The organism is Pseudoalteromonas sp. ECSMB14103, assembly GCF_000813065.1.
In the GTDB taxonomy this organism is placed as follows: Bacteria; Pseudomonadota; Gammaproteobacteria; order Enterobacterales; family Alteromonadaceae; genus Pseudoalteromonas; species Pseudoalteromonas marina.
Map to the genome: position 1 here is coordinate 151542 of NZ_JWGY01000003.1, position 12213 is coordinate 163754.

A 12213-nucleotide genomic window follows, 5' to 3' on the forward strand; every position below is an offset into this window, starting at 1 on the left:
GTTAAAAATGCCGACATTTACAGGCGAGCAAGCAACACATTACGATAGTCGCATTACCCGCTTAGTACCTGGTTACGAGCTATTACACCAACTAACCAATGCACAACTACTCGCTACGTTAGCAGACAACGCGCATATTTTAGTAGTAGGAGCCGGTACAGGTAAAGAAATACTCGCCCTTGCCGCGCTTAACCCTACTTGGCAATTTACCGCGCAAGATACCTCAAGTGATATGCTCGCAATTGCTAAACAAGCGTTTGAAGAGCACGGCATAGCAAAGCGCGTTAACGTTATTGAAGGCGAGCTTGATAAGCTATCTACTAAGGCCGATGCGGCGGTATGCCTACTCGTAATGCACTTTTTAAAAGACGACGGCAGCAAAAAGCAGCTACTCAAAAACATTAAAGCTAATTTAAATAAAGGCGCAAACTTATTTATTAGCGATTTAATGAAACCCGAAACCGACTTTGAGCGCGAAGCACAAATTACTGTGTGTGCCGATTTAGGCTTAAGTGACGCAGGGCAGGCCTACACAGCTCAAAACTTAGAAAGTGAGTTTTACCCACTTGATAGAATGCGCTTAAGTGAATTACTTAACGAGTGCAAATACGGTATTCCTAAGCTTTATTTTAAAGCGCTTGGTTTTAGCGGATACGTTGTTTAATCGCCTTAATTTAAACATCGGCTTTTCCTGAGTCGATGTTTTCCTCTGAACACATTCTTACAACTTCTAACAGCTACAAACAAAGCTCTCACAGTTTTATTACGAATTAGCGATTATGATTGTACTCATTACCAACACAGAGAATAATCATGAAAAAAAGTTTAATTGCCCTTTTATTACTGTCTGGCTGTGCCTCTCAGGGCGTTGATCGCGATGACCAAGGTCATATCATTAAGCATTACTATGCTACGGTCGAATCAATTGAAAAGGTAAAGCTGTCATCAGAAATCGGAACCGGAATCATGGTTGGTGCAGGCATTGGTTTAGCCGAGGATTTAGATGGTAACACCGAAGACATGATCAGCGGTGCAATTGCCGGAGCATTGATTGGCGGACTTTTCACGGCCTTATTTGAAGGCGGTAACACAGCATATCAATACACACTTAACGATATAGATAACGGCGAATTTAATGTAATTCAAAAGAAAAAACTGCCAAAAAGTACTCGCTGTGTAAGAGTAAAAAAAGGAAATAAAGTAAAGCTAGAAGCGGCTAATGACAGCTTTTGCCTAAATATAAATAACACCAAAAGCTAACCTAGCTTCAAGGCTCGTATTATTAATTACTTACAAAATGTTGCAATTAAACAAACCCATTAAAATTACTTTTTGGTGTGCTTTGGTATAAGCTCTTTAGCAGTATTTTTATCCATCAAGGAAGCACTATGAAGTTTGAACAGTTATTAAATAATTTTGATATGGGCGTATGTGTTGAGCAACTTCAAAAAGAGTCGTTATTAGACCTCGCTTTACTTTTTGTCACTGTTGATGGTTCTATTGCTGACGAAGAGCTAAATGTAGTGAGTGCTTGGGCACAAAAAATTGAATGGAACTCAGCAATAGAAATAGACAATTACATAATAGAAATGACTAAAAAATGTGTTTCAGCGGTACAAACAAACGAAATAGAGTCATTTATTCAACACCGTATGTCGCACATTATTGACCAACCAATGAGAGTGTTTGTTTTAGAGCTTCTTAAGCAAGTAATTGAAGCTGATGGCATAACCCACGAAAACGAACTTAAAGCATTGAAAATTGTTGAATCTATAGTGTAATTAAAAAAATTAAAAGCGCGGTTACTGAACGTTAAACAACCCAAAACCGGGGACTTTTAATCAAATTAATTTTAACCAATCTCTTTAAGCGCAGATAGCGCCGCCTGTGCTTTATCTATTTGTACAAAAATATGGTCGTGATAAAACGCAGCCACTACATTGGCGCTAATATTATGCTCGGTTAATTTGGCCGATACCGCAGCGGTTAAACCAACAGCCTCCAGACTTGAATGCACATTAAGGGTTATTAAATTATATTTACCTTCGTAAGTAATACCGGCTTTATCAGCGGTATCTGCATTTAAAATAAGGGTTAGGCCTTCTTCTTCAACGTAACTAGCAAGCGGGTTTAAATGAACGTAGTCAGCAAGGTCGCCTGCTAAACAGCAAAATATATATTCACCCTGTTTAAGCTCGGGGTTCATTGATTTTAATAACGTATTTAGCTCTAAAATTCCCACCATGTTGACTCCTTACATTTTTAATTAGCTGTTTTAAGCTTAGCTACAAGCCCGCTTAATCGGGCTATTTTAATATTACTTAACTGCCTGTAATCAAAGTACGGGCACACAATAATGTTATTCGTTGTATCAATTGCAAACTCATCGTCTAGCCAATTAAATTGCGCATTAAGCTTACCTTGCTGTAATAAGTTTTTAGCATGGGTTCGCCCAGCAATAATATGCAGCTGGTTTTTATTAGTGCCGTTAATAATGGGGACACTAAATAGCAGCGCTGTTTTACTGTTTTTTTGCAGTAAAAATGTATCGCGATACGCTTGCCAGCTATCGGCTTGTTTAGCAAAGCTGTAATGCTCACTCGGTAGCGCAAACAATACTTTAGCGTATACGTTAAACACTTTACGCCAGCCATTACCACAGTGCTGGTTTATGGTATTTATTTGCTCGTTTATTACAGGCTCAACACTTTGCAGGGTTTCAAAGTAGGGCATAGGCGGTGCTTTTGCGACATACACGCCTACATTAAAATCATGCTCACCTAGGCCAATAGCTTGCTCACTCACACTAGCTCGCCTTTTTTTGCGCTAAAATACGGTCGAGGTTATTGGCAAAGTTTTGGCGGTCGGTTTGGCTAAGCGGTGGTGGCCCGCCACTCATTTCTACGCCGCTTGAGCGCATGGTATCCATAAAATCGCGCACGTTTAATAACGAGCGAATATTCTCTGGCGTGTAAAGCTCACCACGCGGGTTAAGTGCTTGGCCACCGTTATCAATAACTTCACTGGCTAGGGGGATGTCGCCAGTAATAACTAAATCGCCTTTTTCTACACGCTTTACTATTTCGTCATCGGCCACATCAAACCCGCTCGAAACCTGTACGCGGCTTATGAATTTTGAAGGCGGAATGCGCATTGCATGGTTAGCCACTAAAATGGTTGGTGTTTGCGTGCGCTCTGCTGCTCTAAAAAGTATTTCTTTTATTACCACAGGGCATGCGTCGGCATCTACCCATATTTTCATGCTTAAATCTTTTAATTGCTCTAGTATTTAACTGATCCTATAGCAATTTATTTTAATCGGCTAGCAAACTTTATTTGGTTAAAGCCGTACAAACTGCATCACATTTAAAAAGGAGCTTTCATGAAGGCCATTACGACTATTTTACTTATTACAGGGTTATTTTTACTCACTGCCTGCACAAGTGCACCTGAAGGAATTACCCCCGTTAAAAACTTTGACCTTGAGCAGTACAAAGGTAAGTGGTACGAAATCGCCCGCCTTGATCACTCATTTGAAGAGGGCATGGAGCAAGTAACCGCAACTTACACAGTAAACGACGATGGCACAGTAAAAGTGCTCAACAAAGGTTTCATAACTAAAGAGCAAAAGTGGGATGAAGCAGAAGGCTTAGCTAAATTTGTAGAAGGGAATGACACAGGCCATTTTAAAGTCTCGTTTTTTGGCCCATTTTATGGTGCTTACGTAATTTTTGAATTAGACCAAGACGACTACCAATATGCATTTATTACAAGTTATAACCGTGATTATTTATGGTTTTTATCACGTACACCTACCGTTAGTGACAAGCTTAAACAGCATTTTATAGCTAAAGCAAACAAACTAGGCTTTGCTACAGAGCAAATTATTTGGGTTAAACAGTAGTTATTTAGCGATGTAAAGGGGCTTTACAGTTGTTGTGCTAATGATTGTTACAGCTGTAATAAAACGATCACCTTACTGTAAGGTAAGTTAAATATGTTCGGGCTATATTAGCTGCACTTGCAACGAGACATGCAAGTGTTGGACATACTGAATATCCCCCCTATTGTTGGCAAGCTTTATAGCTTGCCATTTTTTTTGCCTAAAATTAATGGCTTTCTTTGGATCAGATTTTTACTAACTAAAGTGAGTCTACTGCCAGTAATAGCCCTGATAAGCCAATCAGTAGCATATTTAAAAAGCTAAATGGCTTAATCAACTTTTCTATAAAATTATAAAAAATCGTTATAATTAATATGCTTAGCCCCATAAAACCACAAAACAGTAAAGCTCCGTATCCTTGCTGCGTAACAACACAGAACAATAAACTTAGTAAAATACTGATCCAAGCAACTATTAGCAGTAAATTACTTTGCAGCTCAGAGGGACGCGTTGTAAACACCGTTTTAAAATGCGCTGGTTTTGCCAAAGCAAAACCATTAAAGGCAAACAAACAGAGGCTAAAGCTAAGTAAATCAATCATGCTTTTGCCTCTTTTTATTATTGGTTAGGTTATTAGCTGTTTTTTTAGATGCGCTAGAAGCAGTACGTAATTTTTCGGTTTGTACTAAAAACAGTATGCTAAACAGTAAAAATACCGCATCGAAAATAAACAAGGCCCATTGTTTATTAAGTAAGTAGCTCACTATATTGCCCTGTGTAGTCAGCGCATTTATTGCCGGTACACTCAAACACGCGAGGGCATTTATGGCTGCCATTACACGCCATTGCAACCTATCGCGCTTTAAAAGTGCCATAATGGCAACCACTAACCATGCTAAAAAGAACACTGTAACTTCTTTTTCACCACGCCCTGCTACGGTTGGACTAAGTAATCTATTGGCAATAAAAAAGGCGCAAGTAGCCAGTGGTAAGCCCATAATGGTGGCAAAGTTTAAACCTTCGACTAACTGTAAGCCAAATGAGGCTTTTCCCTTATTACGCTCGCGTATGCGTTTAGCCCACATTATGCAGCCAGAGCCAATCATTACGCAGCCTGCAATTCCGCCAAGTACGTATAACCAGCGCAGTAAAGGCGTAGCAAAGCGCCCTGTATGCATAGAATTAAGTGATTCATAAAGTGCTTTACTACTGCTAAGTTCGTCATCAGTTTGTGCAACTAACTCGCCCGTAGCACCACTAAACAAAAGCCACGGAGATTGATCGCGAAGCGCCTTTGCAGGGCTTACCAATACCGTTACTGTTGAAGCGGCCATATTCGGTTTACTAACCTGAACACGCGTAATATCTGCACTAGGCCACTTGGTATAAACTTGATCCAAAATAGTGTTTATAGGGAGCAAATCTGCACTGCCTTGGGCGTTATTAGTCACGTTATTGCTAGGTGTTACATCGTTAAAAAAGCCACGCATACCCTTGTCGTAGGTCGTTAACGCAGGGTAGGGGAACAACATAAATATAAGCGTAATAATGCCTGTGTAGGTAATCATTAAATGAAACGGCAAGGCAAGTACCGAGCTTAAATTATGCGCATCTAACCAGCTACGAGTCCCTTTATTGCGCCTAAAAGTAAACATATCTTTAAATATGCGCTTATGAATAACCACGCCCGAAATTATTGCCAGCAGCATAAAAAAGCTGGCAAAACACACCACCCAACGCCCTGTTATGGCATCTAAATAATAAAGCTGATAATGCAACCTATAAAAAAAGTTACCGCCTTTGGTTTCAACAAAAGGGGGCAGCGCTTGCATGGTGTTTGGGTTTAATTGGGTATTTACAAACTGGCTGCGGCGCTGTCCTGGCTCTTTAGGTTTTGCATAGCCATATACTAAATACGGTATTCGCTCTTCGGGCAAGGTAATACGCCAACTAGGGGAGTTTGCAGCGTGCTGATTTAAGTAATCAAAGCCCTTTATAATTTGCTGCCTTTGCGCGGCCACTCTGTCGGTTTGGGCTTGCACATTGTGTATAGCAGGTTGATTCCAGAGGTTTATTTCGTCTCTAAAAAAACTCGCTGTGCCTGCAAAAAATATTACATAAATAATCCAACAGGTAAGTAAGCCCACCCAGGTATGCAGCCAGGTCATCGACCTAAAAAAGCTGTCTTTCATAGCCAACCCTTCAGTAAAGCCAATACAGCAACAAAAAAACCGGTACTTAGTAAAATACTGATCCATGCAGTTTTTAACGACTTAACCGAAAACGCATAAATAAACACAGCGGCGTAAATTAAAATACTGATAGACACACACAGTAATACGGCATCTTGCTTAGGAATGGGCAGTAGCACACTTAATAATGAAATACACGCTGAGGTAAATGCATAGCCACCCACTATGGCAATAATAAAACGCAAAAATACTAACACTCTATAGCTTTGGGCCACCTTTAAAAGCGCAGCTAGGTTAGTTTTTGTAAAAGGTGCTATGTGCAGAGGTGCCTGCATAGTTAACAAATCCCTTATTCAAATACGAGGATAAAAATAAGGGGTTATTATAAAGCTTACAAATACAAAAGATAGTGATTCTCATTTGTATATTATAGATAATTTTACATTAATCCCTAGCATGTTAGTAAAATACTGATCTCTGCTCTTTTAGGGTTATTGCTTAGCTAATAACGAAGGTTTACAGTGGTCAATACTGGCAAGCCAAAGAGTAAATTTAAAATGAGCAACCACGAAAAACTAAATTATGTAGAGTTTCCCGCGTGCGATTTATCAGCCACAAAAAACTTTTTTACTAACGTGTTTAACTGGCAATTTACCGACTACGGCCCAGAATATACGGCGTTTAGCGGCCAAGGACTTGATGGTGGCTTTTTTAAAGCACCGCTTAAATCACTTACTCAACATGGAGCCGCACTGCTGGTGTTTTACAGTAACGACATTCACGCAACCTATAAAAAAGTAGCGCAATATGGCGGCAAAATAGTAAAACCTATTTTTGAGTTCCCCGGTGGTTGCCGCTTTCATTTTACCGAACCTAGTGGTAACGAATTTGCCGTATGGTCAGAAAAACAATAAATATATCAAGTGATTAGTTGTTATTTTTAGATGAGATCACAATTTTACCAACTAATAACTAATTTGAGTAAAATAAACCGATTTTTTACCAACTCATTAGGTCTAAATGGCCATTTAGAACAAAATTTAAGCACTTAAGGCCAAATTTATATGGATCCGATCAATTTAATTGAGCAAGTTAGTAAATGCGTGATCTGTGAACCTCATTTACCGTTAGGTGCTCGCCCCGTTATACAATTTAATGCCAATGCGCGTATTTTAATTGCCGGCCAAGCACCGGGCATAAAAGTACACGAAACTGGCAAGCCCTTTAACGATGCTAGCGGAAACCGCCTACGCGAATGGCTTGGGCTAAGTGTTGATGAGTTTTATGACCCGCAAAAAGTAGCTATTTTACCTATGGGCTTTTGCTACCCAGGTAAAGGTAAGTCGGGCGACTTACCTCCGCGTAAAGAATGTGCACCCGCATGGAGAGCGCAATTACTGGCCACTCTGCCAAATTTAGAACTGACAATCGTGCTCGGTAAATACGCACAGGCTTATCATTTACCGCATACTAAAAACAGGCCTTTAACCGAGTTAGTAAAATCGTGGCGTGAGTATTGGCCACAATATTTAGTATTACCGCACCCAAGCCCTCGCAATAATATTTGGCTTAAAAAGAACCCATGGTTTGAGCAAACAGTATTACCAGAGCTAAGCGAACGTGTGGCTAAAATAATAAACAAAGAGCCACAATGAAAAGATATAAATCAAACGGTTATATGCTTGTAAAGGGGCTTTACAGCCCCGAAGAGCTAAATAAAATTAAGCCAATAATTAGGGCGTGTTGATCTTTGCGGATTGAAATTTGTTCAATCTAGGGGCGATTAAATCGCGGCGCGAGGTTTGTAACCTAGTGGGCTAAGTAAAAACCGAGCAACAAAGAGTTTATCGCCCCTAGGCAGAACCCAAAGGGCAGCGCATGTTTGGCATTTATGCTGCGTTATCGCCTATTTATGTGGAATAACCACACTTCATAGGCTCTGCCTTGCCTAAAAACCAAACATACTGCTGCAAATTCAACCATCAAAGTTCAACACGCCCTAAGCTTCCATACAAAGTGGAAGGCTAATAACCATGAGTATTATAAATCCCGTGCAATTAATAGCTCAGGCATAACAAATAGTGAGTACTTAACGGCACAGCAAAACGAGGGTTTATTTAGTTTAATTGCTGGTGATAAATTAATTAAGCCTGTAGAACTGGCGATTAGTGAGCCACTGTTTTTAAATACTCAGTTATTTTTTAATCCCGTTAATGTTACACAAAAAAACTATTGGCATCGCGATATGCAATACCATTTAAATGTGCAAGAGCAACAAGCTGCGTTAAACGGGCCCGACGTAGTGCACTGCCGGTTAGCCCTACAAGACGAGCCTGGTATAGAGCTTGTGCCCCATTCGCATAAAAATTGGGATACACCAGAGGAGCTAAATGTACGTCTTGCAAAAAATAATAAACTGCCAAGCGATAACCTAACTACAGGCAAAGTTATTAAACTTAATGCGGGTGACTTACTGCTATTTTCAGCCAATATGATTCACCGAGGCTTATACGGCAAAAACCGTTTAGCACTGGATATTATTTTTTGCGAAAATGCACCACAGCTTACCGCCTTTATCAATGCAGCAAACACTCCAAGCTCGGCAATCGCTAATAAAACCGCTAATCCACAAGTATTTTTTAACCCGCTATAACCCCATTTAACACAACACTTTTTCGCTTAACTATAAATATTACTAATAGTGTTGAATAAATAAACATCACTGTTATTTATTTTAAGACTCGTCAGTATGAAATAGACGCAAAATTATCCAATAAAAATAACCTCTATAATGGAGTTGCAGCTATGACAACTGAACACACACAATCACACACACGTTTAAAGCCAGCTTTTTTAAAGCAAAAAGCACTGACTCTATTTACGCTCAGCGCATTAAGCGTGGGTATGGCACAAGCCGCCGAGAATAAAGTAAATAAAAGTGAGCTTGAAACCATTACCGTCACTTCGCAAAAGCGGGTGCAATCACTGCAAGATATTCCTACCTCTATTCAAGCGCTTTCTGGCGATTACCTCGAGCAAAACAGTGTTGACGATTTACTCGCCCTAAGCGAAAACCTACCTAACGTGCATATAACCGAAACCTCAAGCAGCAAACGTATTTTTGTACGCGGTATAGGCTCTGGTACTAACTCAGGCTTTGAGCAATCGGTTGCTATGTATAAAGATGGCGTGTATTTAGGGCGCGGGCATCAGGCTAAATTTCCATTTTTAGATATGCAGCGCCTTGAACTTATAAAAGGCCCGCAGTCGGTTATGTTTGGTAAAAACGCCACAGCAGGTGCATTTAGTATGATCTCAAATTCGCCAACCGATGTACTTGAAGGCAACGTATCGGCAGAGTTTGGCTCTGATAACGAAAAGCGCTTTACAGGCGTTATAAATATTCCTATTAACGATGATTTAGCCATACGTATTGCCGCGTTTGACCACTCTGTTGATGGCTTTTTATATAACCAAGCGCGCCAAAGCGACGAGCAATCTAACGACTCATCAGGTGCGCGTTTATCAATAGATTGGCAAATAAACGATGATATAAATGCATTATTTAAATGGGAACACGGTGAGTTTGAATCGCATGGCTCGCGCTATCAATACATTATCGATACTCCCAACCGCGACTTACAAATAGCAAGCGATCCAACAAACCCGGGTAACGTGGGCTATCGCTCACTTTTACTAAGCGACAACTCAGGCCTTGATTACACAAGTTCGGTATCGGGCGATGGGCACCCTGGTGGGCTTAATGAGCAAAGTAAAACCACGCTTGATAACGCATCACTTAAATTAACCTATAACCATGGCGAATACGAATTTACCTCTGTAACCACGTATAGCGAGTACGATTGGGACTCAACTTTTGATGCCGACTTTTCAGAAATCCCGCTTATAAAACAAGACTACTTAGAAACCTATAACCAGTTTACGCAAGAGTTTAGAGTAAGCTCGCCAATAGGGCGCACGCTTGAATACGTAGCGGGCATTTTTTACATGAGCAGCGAACTGGAACACCCAAACGATATTTTATTTGGCGCATCGTTACTTATTCCTGATTTAGTGGGTACATCATTGGGCGTAAATGCGCTGTTTGATCAAGACCAACAAAGCTACTCAGCATTTACCGCCCTTACGTGGAATGTAAACGCGCAATGGCGCGCTAATTTTGGCTTGCGTTATCAAAAAGAAGAAAAAGAAGTAAGCAGCGTACAAAATGTGTATAGCGTATTTGAGCCCAACACACCGCAAGCCGTACAACAATTTGCCAATGCCGCTGCGCCCACTATTGCAGGGCAGCTTTCGGGAGCGGGGGTACATAACCTTAACGCTAAGCGTGATGAATCACACTTATCACCCAATATTAGTGTGCAATATTTAGGGTTTAACAACACCATGTTATTTGCAAGCGCTGGCATAGGCTACAAAGCCGGTGGTTTTGATGGCTCTGGCTTAAATGGCTCGCAAGGTAATACGGTTGATGAAAATTCAGGCTTTGAGTTTGACGACGAAAAAGCCACTAATTTTGAATTTGGTATTAAAGCCGAGCCAATTAAAAATACTCTACAAGTAAACGCTACACTGTTTTACACCCTGTACGATGACCTACAAGTATCTGAATTTAATGGTAATGCATTTGTAGTTAAAAATGCTGCCGAAACCAAAGTAAAAGGGATTGAGCTCGATTCGCGCTGGGCAATAAATCAAAGTTGGCAGCTATCGGCAAACCTTGCTGTGCTTGATTTTGAATACGAGCAATACGCCAGTGCCTCGCCAACAGTTATGCAAAGCGAACTACTTGGCCAAGCGTTTCAAGATTTAACCGGGCAAACGGGCGCGTTTGCTCCCGACTACTCAGGCAATATAGCGATTGATTACAATACCGAGGTGTTTTCAAACCTTACTTTAAATAGCAATTTAGCCCTTAACTTTAGTGACGACTACTTTTTAGAGCAAGATCTTGACCCAATAGCCAAGCAAAGCGCTTTTGAAAAACTAAATTTACGCATAGAGCTAGGTAGCAGTGAAGGAGATTGGTCGGTGGCGTTATTGGCTAAAAATTTAACCGATAAACACACTTTTTCGCAGGCCAACGATGTGCCGGTAATTAGCTACGCACACCGTTTTTTATCAGAGCGTGGGCGCAGTTATCACGCTCAATTTAATTACCGCTTTTAAGTTTGTCAGCAGGGATAAGTTGCTGGGCTAAACCTAGCAGCTTTTCTCGCATCCAACTATTTACTAAATCGTCATCGGCTTGTTCGTGCCAATACATGTGCACAGGCATTAACGGCACATCAAACGGCAAGCTAGTTACATGCACTGGCATTTGCTCTTTTAATACCTGCGCGTACGCGTTTGGCATTGTCATTATCATGTCGCTTTGGCTAATCACTTTAGTCGCCGCAAAATAATGTTCACATTTAAGCACTACATTACGGGCAAGTGCATGCTTTGCCAGCGCCATATCAATAATATCTACCTGCGCACCTTTTAACGACACCAACGCATGCGATGCCTTTGCGTAACTTTGTACGGTTAAGTCATTTAATATGGGATGATCGTGCCTACAAATTAGCGAAAAATGCTCATTACAAATAAAGGTATTTTTTATATGGTTGCTCGTTGGGGTAAGCACATCAATGACTATATCTAGCTCTTGGTTTTCGAGTGATTTTTCCATATCAACATGCGAAACCTGTCGGCTGTTAATTGTAATATTAGGGGTGTTTGTAAGTAGGTCGCTCATTAGTGGCGGAAAAAATATCGATTCTAAAATATCTCTAAAGCCAAATTTAATTTCTCGCTTAAAAGCGGCTATATCAAAAAGCCGCTCGTTGTTCATGGTTGCCTCTAATGCCTGCACCGACTCAATCACTTGCGCTATTATTTTTTGGCAAAAAGGCGAGGGCACCATACGCCGGCCATGGCGAATAAATAAGGGGTCGTCAAACTTATCTCTTAGGCGCGAAAGCGCATGGCTAACTGCTGGTTGCGTTAAATGCAGCTTATCTGCAGCACTGGTAATGCTCCCCTCTTGGTATACCGTTTTGAGTATTACAAACAGGTTTAAATCTATCTTTCCATGCATAGTATTTATGTTTAACCATTAATTAACATCACTTC

General features: G+C 40.6%; 15 protein-coding genes. 8 read left to right on the forward strand and 7 right to left on the reverse strand.

Annotation, left to right across the window (positions count from 1 at the left end; all coding sequences use genetic code 11):
• Nucleotides 1-7: 7 nt before the first annotated feature.
• The 3 genes from RF53_RS08440 to RF53_RS08450 all read left to right on the forward strand — a co-directional run bounded on the left by RF53_RS08440 (nt 8) and on the right by RF53_RS08450 (nt 1781).
• Nucleotides 8-664: a class I SAM-dependent methyltransferase gene (locus RF53_RS08440; protein WP_039037302.1), complete on the forward strand. Its 657-nt coding sequence runs from the start codon at nt 8-10 to the stop codon at nt 662-664.
• 149 nt (nt 665-813) lie between these two features.
• On the forward strand, nt 814-1260 hold the full coding sequence (locus RF53_RS08445; RefSeq protein WP_039037303.1) for a hypothetical protein: 447 nt from the start codon (nt 814-816) through the stop codon (nt 1258-1260).
• A gap of 128 nt (nt 1261-1388) precedes the next feature.
• A complete protein-coding gene (locus RF53_RS08450) occupies nt 1389-1781 on the forward strand; it encodes a hypothetical protein (RefSeq protein ID WP_006793298.1) in 393 nt (130 codons plus the stop codon).
• 71 nt (nt 1782-1852) lie between these two features.
• Here RF53_RS08450 and RF53_RS08455 read toward each other — a convergent pair whose 3' ends face one another.
• Genes RF53_RS08455 through RF53_RS08465 form a run of 3 tightly spaced genes read right to left on the reverse strand, consistent with a single transcriptional unit; the run spans nt 1853 to nt 3262 of the window.
• Nucleotides 1853-2245 (reverse strand): ACT domain-containing protein, encoded by a 393-nt coding sequence (locus tag RF53_RS08455; protein ID WP_006793297.1) that lies wholly within the window; start codon nt 2243-2245, stop codon nt 1853-1855.
• Nucleotides 2246-2262: 17 nt separating this feature from the next.
• Nucleotides 2263-2805, reverse strand: a complete 543-nt coding sequence (locus RF53_RS08460) for a DUF6942 family protein (RefSeq protein WP_039037304.1) — start codon at nt 2803-2805, stop codon at nt 2263-2265.
• Nucleotide 2806: 1 nt separating this feature from the next.
• Nucleotides 2807-3262: a YaiI/YqxD family protein gene (locus RF53_RS08465; protein ID WP_004588273.1), complete on the reverse strand. Its 456-nt coding sequence runs from the start codon at nt 3260-3262 to the stop codon at nt 2807-2809.
• 120 nt (nt 3263-3382) lie between these two features.
• Between RF53_RS08465 and RF53_RS08470 the strand changes: the two genes are divergently transcribed.
• Nucleotides 3383-3904 (forward strand): lipocalin family protein, encoded by a 522-nt coding sequence (locus RF53_RS08470; RefSeq protein WP_039037305.1) that lies wholly within the window; start codon nt 3383-3385, stop codon nt 3902-3904.
• A 238-nt stretch (nt 3905-4142) separates the two neighbouring features.
• On the opposite strand, the gene RF53_RS08475 is transcribed toward RF53_RS08470, so the two are convergent.
• Genes RF53_RS08475 through RF53_RS08485 form a run of 3 tightly spaced genes read right to left on the reverse strand, consistent with a single transcriptional unit; the run spans nt 4143 to nt 6410 of the window.
• Nucleotides 4143-4484 (reverse strand): DUF3325 domain-containing protein, encoded by a 342-nt coding sequence (locus RF53_RS08475; RefSeq protein WP_039037306.1) that lies wholly within the window; start codon nt 4482-4484, stop codon nt 4143-4145.
• The gene (locus RF53_RS08480; protein ID WP_039037307.1) at nt 4477-6075 is read right to left on the reverse strand and encodes a PepSY-associated TM helix domain-containing protein; all 1599 of its coding nucleotides are present in this window, start codon (nt 6073-6075) and stop codon (nt 4477-4479) included. Before RF53_RS08480 ends, RF53_RS08475 begins: the two co-directional genes overlap by 8 nt.
• On the reverse strand, nt 6072-6410 hold the full coding sequence (locus tag RF53_RS08485) for a hypothetical protein (protein ID WP_039037308.1): 339 nt from the start codon (nt 6408-6410) through the stop codon (nt 6072-6074). The genes RF53_RS08480 and RF53_RS08485 overlap by 4 nt, the downstream gene beginning before the upstream one ends.
• A 222-nt stretch (nt 6411-6632) precedes the next feature.
• On the opposite strand from RF53_RS08485, the gene RF53_RS08490 reads away from it, so the two are divergent.
• From RF53_RS08490 to RF53_RS08505, 4 genes are all read left to right on the forward strand, one after another.
• Nucleotides 6633-6989 carry a VOC family protein gene (locus RF53_RS08490; RefSeq protein WP_039037309.1) on the forward strand — a complete coding sequence of 119 codons (357 nt, stop codon included), beginning with the start codon at nt 6633-6635 and terminating at the stop codon, nt 6987-6989.
• 150 nt (nt 6990-7139) lie between these two features.
• Entirely contained in the window at nt 7140-7730 is a 591-nt protein-coding gene (locus tag RF53_RS08495; RefSeq protein ID WP_039037310.1) for a uracil-DNA glycosylase family protein, read from the forward strand.
• A 488-nt stretch (nt 7731-8218) separates the two neighbouring features.
• On the forward strand, nt 8219-8728 hold the full coding sequence (locus RF53_RS19235; RefSeq protein ID WP_268747291.1) for a phytanoyl-CoA dioxygenase family protein: 510 nt from the start codon (nt 8219-8221) through the stop codon (nt 8726-8728).
• Nucleotides 8729-8880: 152 nt separating this feature from the next.
• A complete protein-coding gene (locus tag RF53_RS08505) occupies nt 8881-11265 on the forward strand; it encodes a TonB-dependent receptor (RefSeq protein WP_039037311.1) in 2385 nt (794 codons plus the stop codon).
• Here RF53_RS08505 and RF53_RS08510 read toward each other — a convergent pair.
• Nucleotides 11249-12178: a LysR family transcriptional regulator gene (locus RF53_RS08510; RefSeq protein WP_039037312.1), complete on the reverse strand. Its 930-nt coding sequence runs from the start codon at nt 12176-12178 to the stop codon at nt 11249-11251. The two genes, RF53_RS08505 and RF53_RS08510, sit on opposite strands and share 17 nt — an antisense overlap.
• Nucleotides 12179-12213 lie beyond the last annotated feature (35 nt).